Below are 21,343 nucleotides of genomic sequence, written 5' to 3' on the forward strand. Positions count from 1 at the left end.
TATCAGGATGCCGTCCTGGCATTGCGCGGGCGGGCGATCTGGGCCTTGCGTTTCTTCAAGAATCCCAGGGAAATCCGGGGGAGGTCTTTGTTCTGGGAACGGTAATGCAGCAGGACCATGCCGAGAACGCCGAACAAAAGATGTGGAATCCACGGGCTGAACCAGGGCGGAACGTGGCCGCCTTTGCCCAGGTTCAGGCAGAGGTTGTTGAGGAAGAGGATGGCGAAGAAGATGAAAATGGAGCCGGCGATGCCGCCCACGGCCCCGCGCCGGGAATAGGCGATGCCCAATGGCGCGGCCACCAGGGCGAGGGCGAAACTCTGCCAGGGCAGGGCGAAGCGCTGATGATAATGCGTGAAGAAGGGCGCGAGGCGTTCTTTGGGGTCCTTGGGATGCGCTTTGAGGTAGGAGACGATTTCCGGCACGCCCATGTAATCGGGCTGGAGAGCGTAACTGACCATGCCCCAGGGAGTTTCGTCATAGTTTTTCACATCCAGCGAATGGCGGCCTTCGGCATCCGTTGGGAAGGGATTGACGGAGGTGGGTTTACCCTCGCTGTAGAGGACTTCCTTGCCATCGTAAAAGCGCCACAGGCCGCCAGGCCACCACATGGCGGAGTCCGCATGGATCACGCGGACGGGTTTGCCGTCTTTGCCGATTTCTCGCACCTGCACCCCGCGCAGGCGGTCACCACGCAGGGAAAATGGCAGGGTGGAGAGGTACCAGACGCGCTCGGAAATGGGGTCCCGGTAAAGCACGGCGGCGGCCATGATGGAATCCCGCTGCTTGGCACCCAGGGCGCGCATGACGGCCTCGCGATTGCCTTCGGCACGGGGTGCCCAGTGGTAATTGGCGGCCAGGCTGATGGTGGAGACGGCGATGACGACGACAAAGATGGGCTGCAGAATCTGCCCCACGCTGCGCCCTGCGGTCAGCATGGCCACGATCTCATTGGCCCGGGACATTTTCGTCAGGGTATAGAGCACCGCCAGCAGGAGGGAGGCAGGCATCACGGAGACAAAGATGAACGGGATGACGCTGAAGTAGAATTTCACCACTCGGCCCAGGCCGGAATCAGCTTCCTGAAACTCTTTGAGATTATCCAGCAGATCCATGATGATCCACAGGGAGCAGAAGGCCACAAAGCAGAAGACCAGCGGAGCCAGAAAGGTGCGCAGGGTATATCGTTCTAAGGCACCGCTGCGGACATAATAATGAATGAGCAGCGGCACGGTGATGCAGGCCACATAGATCATGACCATCTTCATCCAGTAGGCGGTCATCGCCAGGGGCTCGCCCAGCTCCGTCATTTGCATGGCACCGAGCTGATGTGCAATATCCGTGCCGATGGCCCAAGCGGCCACCGAGATGCCGGCCACCCAGGTGGGAAAGACCAGTTTGGGCGGATTTCCCCACTGACGCAGGAGGATGAAGAGGTAAACGGCCCCGCCGACCAGGATCCAGCTATCCAGGTAAGGCAGGACGAGGGAGACGGTTTTGAGGACCGGACCCGCCGGACTCACGCCTTGCTGGGCGATGAGCTTCCCTGCCTGAATGTCATAACCGGCCACTTCTGGAGGGTGGTCCAGGTGATGGCCCTGGGTGACGAGCAGGATCATGACCAGCAGCGCCAGCGAGAAAGCCGACCGACCTAAATAAGGCCACACGCGCACCCTGTGTGCGAGCATCCGAAGCTTTTTAAGGAGTGTGGGGAGCCAGGTCATTCTTTCTGCCCCTCAGAGATGGCGAGGATGGACCGGGAGGCAAGGGCGGAGGCAGCCCGGAATACAGTCCGGGCGGATCAGGGTCAACTCAGTGCCGCTTGGCGCTCTTGAGGATCTCTTTCAGGCAAGTGCTGACTTTGGGCATCTTTTCCGGGTCCAGCCAGGCACGTTTCACCCAAAAACCGGCAATGCTGGTGCTATGGATCTTTTCGGTCCCTGCGGAAAATTCCTCCAGCAAGTCACCTGCGCGGCGGAAAAACCTGTGCGCGAGCTTGTCCGGATCCAACACCCAGTATTCCTGCACATCGTGGAGTTCATACGCGGCGAACTTCATTCCCAGGTCCCGTTTTGCCGTCGAAGGAGAAAGGGCTTCGGCCACGAAGATGGGCGCAAAGGCAGCATGTGTCGTGCCCATCCGGGTCACCTGGGAGGCAGTGAAATAACCCAAGTCCGGCATAAAAGTCTCACGGGCGCTGAGTCGAACAGCGACGGTTTCCCGATGAAGTGCGCCGCCAAGGTCGGCTTCTTCGAGATAAGCCGCCAGCAGTCGGTCCAGAAAATTCACCAAAGTGGCATGTCGTAGGTTGACGGGCGAGTGCATAAAAACCTGGCCTCCGATCAGATCCGCCAATGTTCCGGGCTCAAGCCAGTCAAGAAATTCCTCAGAAGTGAGCATCCTTCCAGGGACCTTGGGCGCAGCAACCTTGGGGCGCGGTTTGGAAAGGACGGCAGGCATGATTTGAAATTACGTCTGAAGTGGCTGGCTGGCAAGCCTGTCCTCCACCGCCGCCGCGACCTGGCCGGGGGTGATGAGGGTCATGCAGTTGTAGTGGCCAAAGGGGCACTCGCGCTTGAAGCAGGGGCTGCACGGCACGTGATGGCGGATGACGGTGTGCTGGGGGCCGAGCGGGCCGGTGAGGACGGGTTCGGTGGAGCCGAAGATGCTGACAGTGGGCACGCCCAGGGCGGCGGCCAGGTGCATGGTGCCGGTATCGTTGGTGACGAGCAGGCGGCAGGTGCGCAGCTCGGTGATGAGGGCGGAGAGTTTGGTTTTGCCAACGAGGTTTGTATGCCTCACCTCGCCCACCATTTGGGAAAGCTGCTCACCCATCGCCGCCTCGCCCGGAGCACCGAAGAAAACCCATTCGATCTCCGGATAGCGGGCGGAGACCTGTTTCATCACCTCTGCAAAGCGGTCCATGGGCCAGCGCTTGGCCTGCCCGTATTCCGCCCCGGCGCAGATGCCGACACGCACGGCAGTGTTCAGTGTTCGGTTTTCAGTATTCAGTATTCCGTTTTCAGTATTCAGCCTGCCCTCGGACTGAATACTGCCTCCTGAAGACTGAACACTGGAGACTGAAAACTGAATACTGTTCTCCGTATCCGCCCCGCAAGTCTTGGCCACATGCAGATACCGCAGCGTATGATGCATCGGCGGTCCGGCGACTTTCTTCGGCTCTTTGACGATCTGGGTGAGAAAGCGGGAGCGCAGGGAGCCTTTGTAGCCGACGAGGCGGGGGATGCCGGCGAGCCAGAATTCCAGCGTGCTGCGGGTGGAATTGGTGAGCAGGATGGCGGCATCAAAACGGATGCCTGTTTTCTTGATGCGGCGGGCGACGCTCAACAGGCCCTCCTTGTTCTCCTTGCCAATGTAGCGGTCCACCTCGGGCTGGGATTCCCACAGCTCACGCAGTTTTTCAGGACCGAAGACGGTCACTTTGCAGTCCGGGCGGCCTGCCTTCATGGCACGTACGGTGGGGAAGGCCATGCAGGCATCTCCCAGCCAGTTCGGCGAGCGGACCAGCAGCTCAAAGGGCTGCAATTTGGAATGGTCGTAGTCTGCCGGATAAGCGATGCCGCGCTTATACCCTTGGAGGAGAAAGCGGGGCTTGGGCAGCTTCCAGCGGTTATGCACCCAGAACCAGTTTTCCGGCTGGCGGCGCACCATCATTTCCACGCTGCGGTTCATCCAGGTGGTCAGGCCGTCCACGGATTGCTTGATCTCCTCCGTATCCACTGGCGGACTGCACACCATGCGCCAGCGGCCGGGACCGTCATCATAAATGGCCAGCGGCATCAGCACTCCGCGGCTGCGCTGGGCCATCATCGCTGCGATGGGGGTGGTGGAGGCCAGGCGGTCGAAAAAGGGCACCCAGACTCCGTGATCCCCGGCATGCTGGTCCACCAGCACGCCCAGGCAGCCGCCTTCCTTCATATGCCTCATGGGGCCGGTGAAGCCATCCTGGCGGTCAAAAAGGGTATATCCCAGCTTGCGGCGGCGGCGCAGGACCAGGGCATTCAAAAAGGGATTGCGCAGCGGCTGATAAACCGTGGCTGGTTTGCGGTCGAAGACGAATAGTGAAGGCACCTGGGTTAGAATCTCCCAGCAGCTCAGGTGGCAGATCAGGTAAAGGATGGGCTTCTTTTTAGCCATCGCCTCATGGGTGTGGTTCATCCCCTCCACAGTGACGCGGCGCAGCACGTCCTCCTTGTCCATCATGGGCAGTTTGAAGCCGCATAAAACATTCGTCACCAGGGACTGGAAGTGCGCCTTGGCCGTATGGTGGATCCAATGCGCCGACTTTTCCCGGCCAAAGGCGATTTGGAGGTTATGCTTGGCCAGCCGCCGGTATTTTGGCAGGATGTAAAAGCCGATGCTGCCCAGGACGCGCCCCAGGTACCAGATGAACTCCACCGGCAGCAGCCACAGCAGGCCCTCGATGCAGCGAAACAGCGCATACACCAGCCAGTGGCTGATGAGCTGGAGAGTTTTGTTTTTCGGGGTGGAGGCCTTGCCCATGCGTCCCGCCTCCTATGGCTCAACGCATTGGGTTACGCAACCCCGCGCCTGCATCAGGGTGGGCACAGGGGCAGGTCGAGGAGAGCTTCTCAGCTCCAGCCCATCCACTCCTTCAGCACCTTCAGGTCGCGCAGATGCGCTTCGCGGCATTCTTTGATGAAGGCCGGGCTCTTGGCATCGCCTTTCAGATACTCCAGGTGCAGGGAAATGGGGCCGCTGTAGTTATTTTTGACCAGCATTTTGGCAAAGGCCGGATTCACCTGGCCGGTGCCCAGCGGGCAGGTCTGGGATTTGCGGCCAATCCACTGGAAGTCCTTGAAATAAACGGCACCCCAATGCCCTTCGGTCAGCTTGGCATTGATGGGCCAGGCGGAACCGCCCTCCACGGTGGCATGGAGAATGTCGAAGACGAAGGAGAACTGCTTGGGATCGTATTCGCGCATGATGGAATACATGTCCCAGATGGGCGCGGCCACGTAGTCCTTGCCGGAATGGTTCTGGAACAGCGGCTGGATGCCGATCTCCTGGCAGAGCTGGACGAGGTCTTTGATTTTCGGTTTGATGTCCTGGAGCTGGGGCCAGATGGGCTTGTCCAGATCATACTTGAAGTAGCTCATGCGGAAGCGCTTGATGCCCAGCCCGGCGGCGGTGCGAAGGACTTTTTCCGTATGCTGCTCCGCGCTGACCTCATTGATGCCAGAGGTCATGATGCTGAGGTTAAGCCCCTGTTTTTTCAGGGCTTCGACGAATTTAGGCAGCTCAGTTTCCACAGCCTCAGGCTCGATGTGACCTTTGGGGCGGATAGGGGCCTCAATGCCGTTCACGCCCATTTCCACCGCTAGGCTGGCGATCTCATCATAGGGCAGGCCCTGGAGGTGCTTGGTGAAAAAGCACAGTTCATTGGTCCGGGGTTTGGCCGCGAGAGCGGGGCTGCCGAGGGCGAGGGATCCGCCGATAAGGGCGGCGTTTTTCAAAAAGGAGCGGCGGTCAGACATGGTGAAAGGAAAACCCGTGAGAAAGTCGAATCTTGCAGCTCATCCGTCAAGAGTCTGCAAAGGGTACACCTTCACCTCCACCCCGGAGGAGGCGAGGACGTGATCAGGAGTCCGGTCGGGCACGGGCAGGCCATTGAGAACAAAGGGACGGGTGTCCCATTGACGAAGTTCCGCCCTGGCCAACGGATACGGCCGGTGATGCACACGCCCCATGCGCAGTCCGCGCGGCGTTTTGGAAAAAAGCAGGTATCGTTCTGCCAGATGAAACTCCAGGCTGCCCGGTGCGGCTTCAAAGCTTTCGCCAGCCGGTTGATATTTAAACTTTGAGACCACTTCATCCCCTGCCCTCTGCGAAGCATACTTGTAAAGGCCATCAGCGGCCTTTCCCGAAGTCATGCGCGCATGCTGATAAGGCAGATGAAAAAGACTACGGGCGATCTTCACCGCGAGCGGCTGGTTGCAATCCAGGGAATAAAACCACACCCCTGCCCGACCATGGTCATCATGCACATAGGTCCGGAGGTTTAGTTCCAAAAAATTGCTTATGCCTCCCACGGCAGGCAGGAAGCGCGGACGGATGCCCCGCATCAGAAAGGGCACGATGGCCACCCAGGCCTGGCCATCAAAGGCATCCACCGTCAGACCGGGAGGCAGGGTCTTCTGGATCAGCCCAGGCTCAAACGCCCAATGCAAAAAGAGCAGCTTCTCCCACTTCTGATACATCACCGCCGGCAGGGGTGGAATCTCGCGGAGCAGGAGACGGGAGGCGGGCGTGGGAACCATGGACGGGATACGCCGCCGCAGGTCACTCCAGCACAGGATTGCTCTCAACCAGGGCGTAAACTTCCACCGGCTCAGGCTGGCCTTTGACAGGATGGATGCCGACGTTTTTATAGTCCTTGAGACCATCGGGCCAGCCAGCCAGGAAGGAGGCACCGGCCAGCACAGGGACCTGAAGCTTGCGGGTCAGGCTTTCGATGCGGAAGGTCACATTCACGGCCTCGCCGACGGCGGTATTCACCCCGCGGCCCATGGCCCCGAGTGCGACGCCACCGATGTTCAGACCAACATGGCAATAGACTTCCATGTTCATGTCATCGCGCATCATTTTGCGCACTGGGGATTCGCTGGCCTCCGGGCTGCTGAGCAGGCGGGCGGCCTCCGTGGCCTGGCTGCGGATCTCTGCGGAATCCCCCACCCAGTAGGCGAAGACACCGTCGCCGATGAACTTGTCAATGATGGCCCCGCGCGGCTTCAGAATGCGCTCGCAGTCTGCATACCACTCGCGCAGCATGGTGGCCACCTGTTCGGCGCTGAGCCGGGCGGAAAGGTTGGTGAAATTGCGCAGGTCTCCTACCAGGAGGGTGGCTGTGACACTGCGCATGGGCAGGGCCACCGTATGCAGCATCTGCGTGCCGCTGCCGCCGCTCTGGGCACCTTCGCCTTCATCCGTCTCAAAAATGAAAATGCAGGTGCCGAGCTGGATGCGGTCCCCATGCCGGAGGGCGCGCGCGGTGGTCACGGCCACGTCATTGACGAAGCTGCCATTGGCGCTGCCCAGGTCAGACACCCAGTAGAGAGTGCCGTCACGGCGGATAGTGGCGTGCTGCCGGGAGACACCTGCATCAGTGAGGCGGATGGTGGCATCAGGGCTACGGCCCAGGAGCGTGAAGTCCTCGAGTGAGTGCTCCACTCCTTTGTCGTGAGCTCGGAGAAAGGCAGGCATGATATTTAGTCGGACAACTCTTGAAGCAACTGGCGTGAAGGAAGTCAAGCACCCAGACGGAAGTTTTCCGAAATACGTGGCCTCCCGCACCATTTGGAGCACGAATTGACGCGTAAAGACCCTAAGTTCTTCGAAAAATCAGCTCTCCTGCGCATTATTATGGCTGATCCAGGCTTGAGCTTGCCTGACAGGGGTGATCAGGATTCTCCCAGATGCAGGACGCTTTGTGCTGGCGCGGTGAAGACGCGGCGTATGGTATCCCATGCGGTTTGCCTTCCTTTTCCTTTCTGTCAGTGCCCTCGCTTCGTCGCTTTTGATGGCAGCGGACTGGCCACAGTTTCTGGGACCCCAGCGCAATGGCATCGCCGCTGCTGAAGAGCCTGCTTTGAATGGCCACTTCAAGAGTGACATCCAGCCGCTTTGGGAAAAGAACATCGGTGCCGGTTTCGCAGGCCCGGTGGTCAGCGGCGGCAAAGTCATCCTCTTTCATCGTGAAGGAAGTGACATGACCACCGAGGCCGTCGAGGCAAAAACCGGCAAGGTGCTCTGGCGCACCGTTTACATCACCGACTACGTGGACAGCTTCGGCTTCGACAACGGCCCACGCGCGGTGCCTGCCGTGGCAGATGGGCGCGTCTTCACCCATGGTCCTGAGGGGCGTGTGACCGCGATGGACCTGGAAACAGGCAAAGAAATCTGGGCCTATGACACCGCCTCCGCCGTGAACTCCCAGCCCGGTTTCTTTGGCCGCGCACCCTCGCCCCTGGTGGTGGGGGACAAGGTCATCATCGCCGCCGGCGGCAGTCTCGATGACAAACCGGCGGGCCTGATCGCCTTGGATGTGGCCACAGGCAAGCTGGTCTGGAACAGCACCGATGACGAGGCCGGTTATGCTTCCCCGGTTATTTTGGGAGACATGGTCCTGTCCTGGATGCGCAACAAGCTCTGGCTGGTGAATCCTGAAACCGGGTTCGTGCTCGCTAGCATCCCCCTGCGCGCCAGCATGGAGGCCTCCGTGAATGCCGCCACTCCCATCCCCTGCGGCGATGGGCGCTGGTTTGTCACCGCCGGTTATGGCGTGGGAGCTAATTTATACAAAATCTCCCCGTTGAAGCAGCCCACCTTTGAGCCTGTGTGGCAGAAGCAGGACGTCATGGACTGCCATTACAGCACGCCCGTTTATCATGACGGGTATCTGTATGGCTTTGATGGCCGCCAGGAGACCGGGCAGAAGCTGCGCTGCATTCAGGTGGCCACCGGCAAAGTCTGCTGGGATTCCCCCGGCATCCCTGGCGGTACCCTGCTCCTGGCCGGGGACAAGCTCCTGGTCGTGACCGAGCAAGGAGAACTCTGGATCGTGAAGGCCACACCGGAAAAATTCGACCAGCTCACCGCCATCCAGATCCTGCGCTCCAGCCACCGCAGCCACGCGGCCTTTGCGAATGGCATTTTGTATGCACGCGATACCGAAAAGGTGGTGGCCATCCCGCTGGGTGGGGAGTGAACGGACAGCATTTGCCCTGCGCCCATCCCTGGCCAAATTGAAGCCATGTCCCTCAGCCGCTTTTATCTTCCCGCCGCCGACTGGCAGCCGGAAACCCTGACTCTGGGCGGTGATGAAGCCGCCCACTGTGCCCGCGTGCTGCGCCGCCAGGTGGGTGATGCGGTGGAGGTCTTCGATGGCGAAGGCCGGGTTGCCCAGGCAGAAATCACCGCCGTGAGCAAGAGCAGCGTAGCCCTGCGCATCACCTCGGAAAAACGGCATGATCCCCTGCCCTTCCGCATTCATCTGCTGCCCGCGATGATCAAGGCCGAGCCCTTCGAGTGGCTGCTGGAAAAGGCCGTGGAGTTGGGTGCCACCAGCATTCAGCCCATCCTCACTGAGCGCTGCATCGTGCATCTGGCCGGAGAGCATCTGGAAAAGAAGATGCTCAAATGGCAGCGGCACATGATCGAGTCCGCCAAACAGTGCCACACCCCCTTCATCACCCGCCTGGAAAAACCCCGCCCCTTTGCCCAGGTGATCGCCGGCCTGCCCGCAAACAGCCTTAAAATCCTGCCCGCCCTCAGCGAGCACAGCCGAACTCTCCACGGCATCGCTGCCGGGCATCAGGAAGCCTGCATCGCCATCGGCCCGGAGGGTGACTTCACTGCTGCCGAGGAAGCTTTGGCCCAGCAGCAGGGGTTCATTCCAGTGACGCTTGGCCCCTTGATTCTCAGGGCGGAGACGGCGGCCATTTCAAGCTTGGCGGTGTTGGGGCATGAGTTCTCAGGCGGATAATAGCAAATTAGCTATTTCGCTGGATGGAAGATTGCCTCCAGTTTCCTTGCCAGTTCCTTACGATAGTTAACATCTCGAATTTTTTCAATGGATCGGGGATCTCCCACAATCAAACCTTCATCGGGGAGCAATGATCTTAGCACACCCAAACAGTCATCTTCAAATATGGGTGGCGGCATACTGCCAACGTATGGCCGATCCGGAGTCGCATCAAATGGCCATCTTTCCTGCAGAAGAGTATAAACAACCTCATTTTTAAATTGCCCGGCTGGCAGCTTAACAAACTCACCAACGAATATCCCATGTACGTTGGGTGCCCGGAAGCACGCAGCGATTGAATCAAGGCGTTTTGAATGAAAAACCCGTTCTACCAGTTGGGTTGCCTTCGCTCCTGTGTTTGCGCTTTTCGCTTCCGCTAGGACGGCATCCGGCGTCATGTTTTGAGCAAATGATGATTCATCGGCAACCCCACGTGAAAAGAGGCAAACAAAGAACAAAAAGGTAAGCAGTGTTTTCATACGCGCCACATGCAGCCGCTGGAAAGATAAACCGACTGGGAGGCTAGTGGAGTCTCGGCCCGGTATTTGATGGAGCTTCGAGGACTTGCATGATGGACAAGGATACCAGGAGGGGCCACTTTCAGCAAATTCAATCTTCCATGGCATCTCCCGCACTCGACTGGCTCTACAGCACGCAACTTTACGGCATCAAACTCGGTCTCGAGAATGTCCATAAACTGCTGGAAGCCATGTCGCTGCCGCAGGCGGGCATGAAGTTCATCCATGTGGCGGGCACGAATGGCAAAGGGAGCACCTGTGCTTTCATGCATGCGATTTTGAAGGAGTCCGGCATCAATGCAGGGCTGTTCACCTCGCCGCACCTGATCCGGTTCAATGAACGCATCCGCGATACGGAGAGGGAGATCAGTGACGAGGAGCTGGAGGCCGGGCTGGACAAGATCCGCCGCCTGGTGGCGGACTGGGATCCGCACCCGACGTTCTTCGAGATTGCCCTGGCGCTAGCGCTGGATTGGTTCCGCATGCGGGGCAATGAATGGGTGGTTTTGGAGACGGGCCTTGGCGGCCGCCTGGATGCCACGAATGCCATCACGCCAGAGGTGAGCGTGCTCACCCGCATCGGCATGGACCACCGCGAGCAGCTCGGGGATACTTTGGCGAAGATCGCTGGCGAAAAAGCGGGCATCATCAAGCCGGGCGTGCCGGTGGTTTCTGCATCGCAGGATGAGCCAGCCCTGAAGGTGATCGAGCGGACGGCCAAGTCGCTGAAGTCCCCTTTCACGCTGGTGGACGGACCTTTGACAAACGTGAAGTTAGGCCTCATGGGGCCGCACCAGGCCTGGAATGCTGCGGTGGCGCTGGAGGCCCTGCGCGAGGCCGGCATCCGGGTGCCTGCGGTGGTGCTGGAGGCAGCACTGCAAAAGGTGCATTGGGCCGGGCGTTTTCATCAACTGGAAGAGGGCCGTGTCATCGTGGACGGGGCGCACAATGGCGATGCCGCCCTGGCCCTGGCCTGGACCTGGAAGACGGAATTCCCCGGCAAAAAGGCCACGATCATCTTTGGCGGCTCCACGGGCAAAGACCTGGTGGAAGTGATGTGGCCGCTGGCAGAGATCGCCGAGCGCTGGGTGCTCACGCCTTTTGCCTCGCCCCGTTCGGTGCCGGTGGAAACCCTGTCCGAGGCCCTGGCGGAAGCCCTGGCCGACAGCGATGGTGAGGTGGAATCCATGGAGGCGCGGAATCTCGACGATGCCTATGAAGTCGCCCGCCAGTTCCCGGAGCGCGTGCTGGTCACCGGCTCGCTTTTCCTGGTGGGCGAGTTTCTCAGCAAAGTGAGTGCTTCAGGCGGATATCAGGCGAGCGTGCAGTGAGGTGGGAGCGGGGCTCTGTAGTCCTCAATCCGCTTTCTTGACGCGAAAGGCCTCCAGCTTCTCCTTCATACCGGTCAGCTCCGCTTCCAGTTCTGCAATCTTCTTCTCCAAAGAAGTGCAGTATTTCTCCGGGTTGCGCTGCTGAATGCGCTCGAAGAGGTTAAACAGCAGGGCCAATCTTAGCAACCGGCTGTTCAAGGTGCGCAGGCGGTAAGCACGGAGCAGTTTTCCCGCGCGGAAAAAGCGGGCGAAGCGGAAAACGGCCAGGACCCGGAGGAAGGCCAGGAGCGGCAGCAGGATGATGACGAGATTGATCCAGTGGCGCAGGCAGTAGCCCAGCTTTTGCGGTGTGGCGGAGATCATCCAGACAAACTCAGCCACGAAACCGATCCAGATGAGGCAGGTGGTCAGATGCACTGCCAGGGCCCAGGTGGGCCGCTTATCCAAAGCCTCCCCGGCGCCCAGTTCAGCTCCCAATACGGGGAGAACCAGAAGGGTCAGGAAGAGCATCGGCAGGGCCAGCTTTTGCTCCAGGCGTTCCGTTGTTTTCGGGCCGGTGGGCCGCCAGCCGGCACCGGGCAGCCACAGCCAGCCGGGCGGCGTGCTGGTGGCCGTGGTCATGCGGATCGGCGGCAGGAGGGTGATCAGCAGCAGGCGCTTCAGCCGCGCAGGCCAAGCATCTGCCGCCAAAAATAGGCCGGCCAGGCTTTCCAGTGCGATGAAGGCCCAGGCACCCAGCAGGACCGTGAGATAAGCCGGGTGCAGCCGCGCCGCCTCCCGAAAACTGTCCCCGCTGTCCCCATGCGGCAGGACGATGGCGACCAGCAGCAGAAACAGCAGCGCGACGACGAGCATGACCCCGTGACGCAGGGGGGCTGCGGGTGGGGGCGCGGAAAGGACCTTTTCGGGAGCGCTCATGTCGGCCGACTTTCTACACCACACCCTCTGCATTTGCAAAAAGCGCAGTTTCCCCCATCTTGGCAGCCCTTTTATGCCTGAACTGCCCAAGACCTACACGCCGAGCGAAGCCGAAGAACGCTGGTACCAGCGCTGGCTGGACGACAAGTGCTTTGAAGCCAACCCGGCCCGCGTCAGCGAAAAACGTCCAGCGTATTCCATCGTCATTCCGCCACCGAACGTTACGGGCGTGCTGCACATGGGCCATGTGCTCAACAACACCATTCAGGACATCCTCTGCCGCCATGCCCGCATGATGGGGAAGGAAGTGCTGTGGCTGCCCGGCACCGACCACGCCGGCCTTGCCACCCAGAACGTGGTGGAAAAGACGCTCAAGAAGCAGGGCGTGATCAAGCATCGCGACGACCTCGGCCGTGAAAAGCTGATCGAAAAAATCTGGGAGTGGAAGGACAAGCAAGGTGACATCATCATCCAGCAGCTCAAAAAACTGGGCGCTTCCTGCGACTGGAGCCGCCAGCGTTTCACCTTCGACGAAGACTACAACCGCTGCGTGATGCAGGTGTTTGTGGACCTTTACAAAAAAGGCCTCATCTACCGTGGCAAGCGCATGGTGAACTGGTGCCCCTCCTCCCTCACCGCGCTGAGCGATGAGGAGGTGGAGATGAAGCAGCAGAACGGTTTTATGTATCATTTCAAGGTGCAGGTGGTGGAGGAGCCGGACACCTGGCTGACCATCGCCACCACGCGCCCCGAGACCATCCCAGGCGACACCGCCGTGGCCGTGAACCCGAATGACGAGCGCTACAAGCACCTCATCGGTAAACACATCCGCCGCCCCCTGCCGCTGGAAAACCAGGCGCCAATCCCGATCGTGGGCGATGAGCATGTGGATTTCGAATTCGGCACCGGCGTGCTGAAGGTGACCCCGGCGCATGACAAGGCCGACTTTGAAATCGGCCAGCGTCACGGTCTGGAGATCATTGACATCCTGCATCCGAATGCCGTGCTCAATGACCTGGCAGGCAAAGACCTCGCCGGGCTGGAGCGCTTCGAAGGTCGCAAGAAAGCGGTTGAGCTGCTGAAGGAAATGGAAGCTCTCATCAAGGAGGAGCCGCATCAGAACAACGTTGGTTATTCCGAGCGCGCCGGTGTGCCCATCGAGCCGCGCCTCAGCGAGCAGTGGTTCCTGAAGTATCCGAGCGTGAAGGAATCTCAGGACGTGGTGGCCAAGGGCGAGATGAAGTTTTACCCCGATCGCTGGGCCAAGGTGTACGACCATTGGATGGGCGGCCTCCAGGACTGGTGCATCAGCCGCCAGGTGTGGTGGGGGCACCGTGTGCCGGTGTGGTACAGAAAGAATGACGAATCCCGAATGACGAATGACGAAAAGTCAGATTCATCATTCGTCATTCCTCATTCGTCATTGTCTGATGCCGACATTTATTGCGGCATCGAGCCACCTTCCGATCCCGAAAATTGGGAGCAGGACCCCGACGTTCTCGACACCTGGTTCAGCTCCTGGCTGTGGCCGTTTGCCACCATGGGCTGGCCTAACAAGACGGATGATCTGAAGGCTTTCTACCCGACCACGGATCTGGTGACCGGGCCAGACATCATTTTCTTCTGGGTGGCCCGCATGATCATGGCGGGATATGAGTGGATGGGTGAGATGCCGTTTAAGAACGTGTACTTCACCGGCATCATCCGCGACAAGCAGGGCCGCAAGATGTCGAAATCCCTCGGCAACTCGCCGGATCCGCTGGACCTCATTGCCAACTACAGTGCAGACGCTCTCCGCTTCGGCATCATGCGTAGCGCGCCGCTGGGCCAGGACATCTGCTTTGACGAGAAGAACGTGGAGCTGGGCCGCAACTTCTGCACGAAGCTGTGGAACGCCTCCCGCTTCCGCCAGATGCAAGGCGGCACGACGGAAACGGAGATCAGCGCCGAGCTGCTCAGCAGCGACGACAAGTGGATCCTGCTGCGCCTCAATACCGCCATCGCGGAAGTCACCACCGCTCTGGAAGAATACCGTTTCAGCGATGCCACCGCCACGCTCTACCGCTTCTTCTGGAGCGAGTACTGCGACTGGTATGTGGAGGCCTCCAAGGCGGTGCTTCAGGGCACGGACGAGAAGCGCAAGGCCAATACCCTGGCCGTGATTGACTTCGTTCTCGGCAATACCCTGCGCCTGTTTCACCCCTTCCTGCCTTTCATCACGGAGGAGCTGTGGCACGGCATGGGCTTCAATGAAGACCTGCCAGAAAACCAGGGTGGCAAGAGCATCATGTTCGCCCCCTGGCCGAAGCCTCTGAACGCGGATGAACTCGCCTACTTTGGCATCCTGCCGGAAGATGAAAAAGCGGCTAACGAAAAGTATGAGGCCGTGAACCTGGGCCGTGGTCTGAAGAGCAGCTTCAACATCACCAAGAAGGTTCGCTTCGTCCTCAAACCCAGCCAAGAACTGCCTGAGCATGAGATCGAAGTGTTGCGCATCCTGCTGAATGCCGAACCCCTGGATGTGGATGCCGCCTACGCCGCGCCGAAAGGCACTCCGAGCGCCCTCACCCCGCTAGGCACCATTTACCTGCCACTGGATGGCCTCATTGACGTGGAAGCCGAGCGCGCCCGCATCACCAAGGAACTCGACAAAGCGAACACGGAACTTCAAAAAGTCTGCGCCAAGCTGGCCGATGAAAACTTCACCGCCAAGGTCCCGCAAAAGGTGCTGGATGAGCACCAGCAGCGCAAAGCCGACTGGAAGGAGAAGAAAGCCAAGCTGGAAGAGATGATGAGTGCGCTGGGGTGATCCTCCTGTCATGGCATTCATTTTGACAGATCAGCTTGATGAAGATCCTCAGGGCTCTTTTGCGAAGTATTGGCGTTACCTGGACCAAAACCGGCATCGGTTTCCTCCAGGTGCGCTCTCTCTCGTTGATTCGGACTGGTATTTCTCCGATGATCCTCGAAATCCCCATGATGCGTGGTTGGAATCAGCCACGATCACTGAACACTCTTCCGGTGAACGTCATGAGGAACGCTGGACCTCCATCACGCTAAAGCTGCTGGGAGCCTATCACGATGGGCACCTAGTTTTTCACTACCCACGGGTCTTTAGCTACTCTTTTGATACCCACAACTCTTCCAGAGGTCACCTCGATTGGCGTTACAATGAATTCCGCCTGTCTGAGGAAAACCATCTGATACATGAAATCGAGTGGTGTGGACCTCAACCCACGGCAAGATGGATCATCGAAAGTGACGACGTAAAGTGTCAATGGCTACCCCTTGAAGATTCGTAACCCTATAAACCCATTCTCCACCGAACCCACCATGTCCTACCAAAAAAACGCCGAAGCCCAGGGAATCACCTTTGAAAAGCAGACTCCTGGCTACCTGAACCTCTGCATCAAATCGGGCAACCAGCTCATCACGTCCGGTCACGTCAGTGATCTTAAAGGCAAGCTGGGCGATGGCACCAGTGTGGATGACGGTTACAAAGCCGCCCGCAACTGCATGGAGAAGATCCTGAAATCCGTCTGGAACACCCACGGCACCCTGGACGGCCTGCGAGTGATCAAGGTGCTCGGCTGCGTGAATTCCACCCTGGACTTCACGGACCAGCATCTGGTCATCAATGGCGCGTCAGATCTGCTGCACGTCATATTTGGCAAAGAGGGTGACGGTTACCATGCCCGCAGCGCCCTGGGGTTTGCCCAGCTGCCCACCGGTGCAGCGGTGGAGGTGGAGGCGATTTTCGAAATCGTCAGCTAAAGGTGAGGACGGACAAAGCGCTGCGTTTGACGCATCTCTTTGACTCCCGCCCATATAAAGACGAACATTCATCTGAATAAGGCGTATTCCACGCCCGTCTTAGCCTTTGCCATTCCTAAAACATGCCCGCCTCCACTGCGCCTGATCCTGGCGAAGTCCCGGACTCCGACCTGGTCAAGCGCTGCCAGGCGGGCGACACGCGGGCATTTGATGTCCTTGTGAACCGTTACCGGGGAAGGATATACGCGATGACTTACCACATGATCCAGAACGAGACCGAGGCCTGGGACCTCGCGCAGGAGGCCTTCATCAAGGCCTGGCGCGCGCTGCCGCGGTTCAAACTGGATTCGAGTTTCTACACCTGGCTCTACCGGATCGCCCATAACGTGACCTATGACTGGCTGCGGAAGAAGAAGATCCAGGGCGACGGGGAGTTTGATGATTCCCGCACGGAGCACAAGATCGCCGCCGGGGCGGAGGCCGTGCCGCGAGGGGATGATGCGCCGGATACGGCCATGAACAATGCGGAACTGGGGGAGCGCATCCGCGCCGCCATCGCCCAGCTCAGCCCGGACCACCGGCAGGTCATCCTGCTGCGCGAGGTGGAAGGCATGCAGTATGAGGAAATCGCCGCCACCATCCCGTGCTCCCTGGGCACGGTGATGAGCCGCCTTTTTTACGCCCGAAAGAAACTCCAGGAAATGCTGAAGGACACTTATGAAAACGCCATCTGAAGACCATGACCTGATCCGCTGGCTGGACGGGGAGATGAATTCGGCGGAGCTCGCCCGCTTCACCGCCCGTCTGGAGTCTGACCCTGCTTTGAAATCGGAAGCGGAAATGATGCAGCGCATGAGCAATGACGTGCGCAGCAGCCTGCCAGCAGAGATGCAGGTGCCGTTTGGGGACTTTTTTAATTCCCAGATCCAGATCCGCATTTCCCAGGAAGAGAACAACGAGCGCGCCGCCCCAGCCGCCCGGGCCTCCTGGCTGGACTGGTTCCACCTGCCGGGATTCGCCACCATTGCCGCCGTGAGCGCTGCCGTGGTGATCGCAGCGGTGATGATTTTCCAACAGAGCCCGACGGGTGACAGTTACGTCCTGAGCACCTATGCGCCGAACCAGAAGGTGCAAGTCAATGCCTACCACTCGGCAGAGGCCCACGCCACCGTGCTCATGCTGAACGGCCTGGAAGATCTGCCTGCCGACCGCAAGGTGGTGGGATATCACATCGAGCGAAGCGAAACCGAGCAGGCAGTGGCCACGACCACCCTTTATGGTGACCGTGGTGAAGTGGTGCTGGTCGTCTCCAAAGATGCCCGCAACCAGCCTCGCCTGCTGGCTGCTGCGAATCCACGCGGATGAAAAAGCTGCTCCCCATCGCCCTGGCTATCCTGCTGGCCCCCGTTACTCAGGCGGCAGCCCAGAGTACCGCGCCGGCTGGAGCGCAGCAGCTGCCTGCAGTAAAACCTGCTACCGACGGGAAAGTCTGGGGCGCGCTCGTCTTCGCCAGCAATGAGCCGGCCAAGGGCGGGGGGACAGAGCAGCCACCGGATAATCTGAAGGACCTGCCGCAGCGATTGGGCAAGGTTTTTAATTACCAGCACTTCGAGATCCTGGGCCAGCATCTTCAGGATGTGTTTCGCGAGTATGAATCTTGGGTGGTGCCGTCCAAGGACCTTTTTTTAAAGGTGGACTCCAAAGGACCGGCGGCGGGCGGCGGGGTGAACTTGCACCTTCAATTTTGGCGCGACCAGCAAGTGCTGGTGAAAACGGATGCGGTGCTGCGGGCAGGAAGCCCGCTGTTCATTGGCGGGCCCAAATGGCGCAACGGCCAGCTCATTTTCGTACTGGTTTTGCAGTAAAGCTGCAACTCGTCATCCCAGGATGAGCGAAAACCACCCTCCCTAAGGCCGAACGGCCTGAATAATGCTCAATCGTGGACGCTTTTCGCCCATCTTTGCCTCTTTTGAGTGGCTAATAAAGGATTCCTTTATATACAGATAAGTGTCAACCGGGCACATTTTTAGCGGAAAAGGGTTTCGTGATGTGCGTATTTTGGCGTCCCAATCCAACCACTTAAGTCAAGGCTTCCTCCGGCTTCAAAAATCTATGACGACCATCAATCCCCTCTCTCCAAAAACTGTGCCCCGCGATCTCCTCGCCGGCCTTGTGGTCTTTCTTGTGGCGCTGCCGCTTTGTCTCGGGGTAGCACTGGCCTCCAATGCTCCGCTTTTCTCCGGGATTCTGGCCGGGATTGTGGGGGGGCTGCTGGTGGGCGTTTTAAGCGGATCCCATACCAGCGTCAGCGGCCCTGCTGCCGGCCTGACGGCGGTGGTGGCGGCACAGATCGGCAACCTGGGAACGTTTGAGGCCTTCCTGGTCGCCGTGGTTCTGGCCGGGGTCATCCAGATTGTGCTTGGCATCTTCAAAGCAGGTTTTATCGCCGCTTTCTTCCCGTCCAGCGTGATCAAAGGGCTGCTGGCCGCCATCGGGGTGATTCTGATCTTGAAGCAGATTCCGCATGTGGTCGGTCATGATGCCGACCCGATGGGCAACAAATCCTTCCTCCAGGCTGACAACGAAAACACGTTTACCGAGCTGGGAGCAGCCTTGTTTGACATTCAGCCAGGAGCCGCCCTGGTGGGCATCCTGTCGCTCCTGTTGATGATCTTTTGGGAGAGAATCAAAGTTCTCAAAAAATCTCCGATTCCAGCCCCGCTGGTCGTCGTGATCTTCGGCGTCGTGCTCAGCCTCTTCCTGCGCACCTTCGGCAGCTACTGGACTATCGAAACCAGCCATCTGGTGCAGGTTCCCGTGTCAAACAGTCCTCAGGAATTCTTCAGTTTTCTGACTTATCCCGATTTCAGCGCTCTGAGCAATCCGGCGGTTTACATGGCGGCCATTACCATTGCAATCGTGGCTTCCTTGGAAACCCTGCTCAATCTTGACGCGGTGGACAAACTGGACCCTGAGCAGCGGAGCAGCCCCCCCAACCGTGAACTGCTGGCACAGGGCGTGGGCAATCTGGCCGTGGGTCTCATCGGCGGACTGCCGATGACGAGTGTCATCGTCCGCAGCTCGGTCAACATAAACGCTGGGGTAAAGACCAAGCTGAGTGCCATCTTCCATGGTGTGCTACTCCTGAGCTGCGTTATGTTTGTGCCGACCATGCTGAATGAGATCCCCCTCTCAGCCCTGGCGGCCATCCTTCTGATGACCGGTCTGAAACTGGCCAGCCCGAAACTGCTGAAACAGATGTGGAGCGAAGGCCGCACCCAGTTCCTGCCGTTCATCATCACGGTCGTGGCCATCGTCCTCACCGACCTCCTGGTCGGGATCCTCATCGGCCTCGCCGTGGCCATCGGCTTTATTCTGCACAGCAACATGCGCCGCCCGCTGCGGAAGGTCATGGAAAAACATGCCACCGGCGATGTGCTGCGCATCGAGCTGGCCAACCAAGTGAGCTTCTTCACCCGGGCCACACTGGAAGAAACTCTGCGCAGTGTGCCCCGCGGCGGCCACGTCCTGCTGGATGCACGCAACACAGACTACATTGACCCGGACATCATGGACCTGATCCGGGATTTCCGCGATACCACCGCATCGGTTCACGGGGTGGAAGTCAGCTTCATGGGCTTCAAGGACAAGTATCCACAGCTTGAAGACCGCATCCAGTTTGTGGATTTCAGCAGCCGGGACGTGCAGAGCGCCCTTACCCCCCAGCGCGTGCTGGAAATCTTTCAGCAGGGCAACGAGCGCTTCCGTAACGGCACCCGCCTGACCCGTGATCTGGGCAAGCAGGTGGGCTCAACGGCCGCCGGCCAGTTCCCGATGGCGGTGGTGCTGAGCTGCATTGACTCCCGCACCCCCACAGAACTCGTCTTTGACCTCGGTCTGGGGGATATCTTCAGCGTCCGCATCGCTGGCAACATCGCCCGCGACAAGGTGCTGGGCAGCATGGAATACAGCTGTGCCGTGGCCGGGGCCAAGCTGGTGCTGGTGATGGGCCATACCTCTTGCGGGGCGGTGAATGCAGCTGTGGACCTTATTTGCAGCAATAAAACAGCCGCCGAAGCGACCGGCTGTGTGAACCTGGACTCCCTGATCACAGAGATCCAGAAGTCCGTGGACATGGGCACCTGCAAGCAGCCTGACAAATGGCTGGACGGAGAGAAACAGGCCTATGCCAATGAAGTCTCCCGCCGCAATGTGCTGCGCACGATGCGCAAAATCCGGGAACGGAGCAGCACCCTGGACGGGCTGGTGCGCGAAGGCAAAATTGCCATTGTCGGTGGGATGTATGACGTTTCCACCGGTCAGGTCTCTTTCTTCCAGACTCCGGAGTCCAGCCAGGCTCCGCTGCCAGTCGCCATGGTCACGATGGTCTGATACTCTTTACCCCCCTCCGCCCCGGCCCTGGCAACAGGTCCGGGGCTTTTTTTGTCACCCATCCTGGCCGGACTACCGCGCAGGTCCACGCTCACCATGCAGCCCGAAGATCTGGCGAAGGGAGGCCAGCATGTCCCCCACCTTTCCCCAATACGGGCGGCGTGGGGTGATGACCGTTACATCATGCTCCGGGAAGTGTTTCCGCAAGCCGCTGCTTGGATGCACCAGGATGCGGTTGCCACAGAACTCCAGCAGGGGGATGTCAGCGGCACTGTCGCTGTAGGCCCAGCAGTGGAAGCGCTGCTCATCCGTCAGGGCCGCCACTCCAGGAATGGCGGCCTTCATGGCGGCAATCTTTACCTCTCTTTTGTTATTCGTGGTCGTCAGGGGGGGGCGGAGAGGCACGATGGTGCCGATTTTGAAGCCGGTGGCCACGCAATGGTCAAAGTCCAGAACGGCGGCGATCTCCTCGGCATAAAAGTCCGGACTGGCCGTGTTCAGCACCAGCTTGCGGCCCTGATGCTTGTGCCGGAGGATCTCCGCGCGCAGTTCCGGATAGATCCAGGTGTCCACACAATCATGGGCAAAGTCACGCGCCAGGCGCCGCAGGTGCGCCCGCTTCATGCCCCAGAGATAGGACAGGAAGGCCCGCTTGGCCAGGGCAGTATCCACCAGCCCCACAGCCCTGCCCAGGGCAAATGGCACAAACCAGGCGTGCAAAACGATCCGCCAGGGATGCCGGTGCAGGACGTAGTTGCAGAACAGCGTCTGCGTATCAAAAGGCAGCAGGGTGTGGTCGAGGTCGAAAAAGGCGTATCGCATCGGGAGAAGGCTTCAACGCCTTA

General features: G+C 59.4%; 19 protein-coding genes. 10 read left to right on the forward strand and 9 right to left on the reverse strand.

The window, feature by feature from the left end; all coding sequences use genetic code 11:
• Positions 1–2 precede the first annotated feature (2 nt).
• The 6 genes from WJU23_RS20185 to WJU23_RS20210 all read right to left on the reverse strand — a co-directional run bounded on the left by WJU23_RS20185 (position 3) and on the right by WJU23_RS20210 (position 7,245).
• Positions 3–1,619: an LptF/LptG family permease gene (locus WJU23_RS20185; RefSeq protein WP_346334428.1), complete on the reverse strand. Its 1,617-nt coding sequence runs from the start codon at positions 1,617–1,619 to the stop codon at positions 3–5.
• Positions 1,620–1,812: 193 nt separating this feature from the next.
• Complete coding sequence (locus tag WJU23_RS20190; protein ID WP_346334429.1) at positions 1,813–2,460, reverse strand: Uma2 family endonuclease; 648 nt, start codon at positions 2,458–2,460, stop codon at positions 1,813–1,815.
• A 9-nt stretch (positions 2,461–2,469) separates the two neighbouring features.
• Positions 2,470–4,524 carry a lipopolysaccharide heptosyltransferase II gene (gene waaF / locus WJU23_RS20195; protein WP_346334430.1) on the reverse strand — a complete coding sequence of 685 codons (2,055 nt, stop codon included), beginning with the start codon at positions 4,522–4,524 and terminating at the stop codon, positions 2,470–2,472.
• A gap of 89 nt (positions 4,525–4,613) precedes the next feature.
• Positions 4,614–5,519, reverse strand: coding sequence for a TIM barrel protein (locus WJU23_RS20200; RefSeq protein ID WP_346334431.1), 906 nt, complete (start codon positions 5,517–5,519; stop codon positions 4,614–4,616).
• Between the two features lie 39 nt (positions 5,520–5,558).
• Positions 5,559–6,302: a DUF2071 domain-containing protein gene (locus WJU23_RS20205; RefSeq protein ID WP_346334432.1), complete on the reverse strand. Its 744-nt coding sequence runs from the start codon at positions 6,300–6,302 to the stop codon at positions 5,559–5,561.
• Positions 6,303–6,324: 22 nt separating this feature from the next.
• The gene (locus WJU23_RS20210; RefSeq protein WP_346334433.1) at positions 6,325–7,245 is read right to left on the reverse strand and encodes an adenylate/guanylate cyclase domain-containing protein; all 921 of its coding nucleotides are present in this window, start codon (positions 7,243–7,245) and stop codon (positions 6,325–6,327) included.
• A 262-nt stretch (positions 7,246–7,507) separates the two neighbouring features.
• On the opposite strand from WJU23_RS20210, the gene WJU23_RS20215 reads away from it, so the two are divergent.
• A complete protein-coding gene (locus WJU23_RS20215) occupies positions 7,508–8,749 on the forward strand; it encodes a PQQ-binding-like beta-propeller repeat protein (RefSeq protein ID WP_346334434.1) in 1,242 nt (413 codons plus the stop codon).
• Between the two features lie 45 nt (positions 8,750–8,794).
• A complete protein-coding gene (locus WJU23_RS20220; protein ID WP_346334435.1) occupies positions 8,795–9,526 on the forward strand; it encodes a 16S rRNA (uracil(1498)-N(3))-methyltransferase in 732 nt (243 codons plus the stop codon).
• 11 nt (positions 9,527–9,537) lie between these two features.
• Here the strand turns inward: WJU23_RS20220 and WJU23_RS20225 are convergent, their stop codons facing one another.
• Entirely contained in the window at positions 9,538–10,044 is a 507-nt protein-coding gene (locus WJU23_RS20225) for a hypothetical protein (protein WP_346334436.1), read from the reverse strand.
• A 140-nt stretch (positions 10,045–10,184) separates the two neighbouring features.
• Between WJU23_RS20225 and WJU23_RS20230 the strand changes: the two genes are divergently transcribed.
• Complete coding sequence (locus WJU23_RS20230) at positions 10,185–11,414, forward strand: folylpolyglutamate synthase/dihydrofolate synthase family protein (protein WP_346334437.1); 1,230 nt, start codon at positions 10,185–10,187, stop codon at positions 11,412–11,414.
• Positions 11,415–11,438: 24 nt separating this feature from the next.
• Here WJU23_RS20230 and WJU23_RS20235 read toward each other — a convergent pair whose 3' ends face one another.
• On the reverse strand, positions 11,439–12,332 hold the full coding sequence (locus WJU23_RS20235; protein WP_346334438.1) for a potassium channel protein - like protein: 894 nt from the start codon (positions 12,330–12,332) through the stop codon (positions 11,439–11,441).
• Between the two features lie 73 nt (positions 12,333–12,405).
• On the opposite strand from WJU23_RS20235, the gene WJU23_RS20240 reads away from it, so the two are divergent.
• The 7 genes from WJU23_RS20240 (at position 12,406) to WJU23_RS20270 (ending at position 20,498) form a co-directional block, all read left to right on the forward strand.
• Positions 12,406–15,141 carry a valine--tRNA ligase gene (locus tag WJU23_RS20240; RefSeq protein ID WP_346334439.1) on the forward strand — a complete coding sequence of 912 codons (2,736 nt, stop codon included), beginning with the start codon at positions 12,406–12,408 and terminating at the stop codon, positions 15,139–15,141.
• Between the two features lie 10 nt (positions 15,142–15,151).
• A complete protein-coding gene (locus WJU23_RS20245; RefSeq protein ID WP_346334440.1) occupies positions 15,152–15,634 on the forward strand; it encodes a hypothetical protein in 483 nt (160 codons plus the stop codon).
• Positions 15,635–15,665: 31 nt separating this feature from the next.
• Positions 15,666–16,106: a RidA family protein gene (locus tag WJU23_RS20250; protein WP_346334441.1), complete on the forward strand. Its 441-nt coding sequence runs from the start codon at positions 15,666–15,668 to the stop codon at positions 16,104–16,106.
• Positions 16,107–16,228: 122 nt separating this feature from the next.
• On the forward strand, positions 16,229–16,840 hold the full coding sequence (locus WJU23_RS20255) for a sigma-70 family RNA polymerase sigma factor (RefSeq protein WP_346334442.1): 612 nt from the start codon (positions 16,229–16,231) through the stop codon (positions 16,838–16,840).
• The gene (locus WJU23_RS20260; RefSeq protein WP_346334443.1) at positions 16,824–17,471 is read left to right on the forward strand and encodes a hypothetical protein; all 648 of its coding nucleotides are present in this window, start codon (positions 16,824–16,826) and stop codon (positions 17,469–17,471) included. Before WJU23_RS20255 ends, WJU23_RS20260 begins: the two co-directional genes overlap by 17 nt.
• Positions 17,468–17,971: a hypothetical protein gene (locus tag WJU23_RS20265; protein WP_346334444.1), complete on the forward strand. Its 504-nt coding sequence runs from the start codon at positions 17,468–17,470 to the stop codon at positions 17,969–17,971. Before WJU23_RS20260 ends, WJU23_RS20265 begins: the two co-directional genes overlap by 4 nt.
• Positions 17,972–18,218: 247 nt before the next feature.
• Entirely contained in the window at positions 18,219–20,498 is a 2,280-nt protein-coding gene (locus WJU23_RS20270; RefSeq protein ID WP_346334445.1) for a bifunctional SulP family inorganic anion transporter/carbonic anhydrase, read from the forward strand.
• A gap of 72 nt (positions 20,499–20,570) precedes the next feature.
• Here WJU23_RS20270 and WJU23_RS20275 read toward each other — a convergent pair whose 3' ends face one another.
• Positions 20,571–21,320 carry an HAD family hydrolase gene (locus WJU23_RS20275; protein ID WP_346334446.1) on the reverse strand — a complete coding sequence of 250 codons (750 nt, stop codon included), beginning with the start codon at positions 21,318–21,320 and terminating at the stop codon, positions 20,571–20,573.
• Between the last annotated feature and the right edge of the window lie 23 nt (positions 21,321–21,343).

This window comes from Prosthecobacter sp. SYSU 5D2, from assembly GCF_039655865.1.
GTDB lineage: Bacteria > Verrucomicrobiota > Verrucomicrobiia > Verrucomicrobiales > Verrucomicrobiaceae > Prosthecobacter.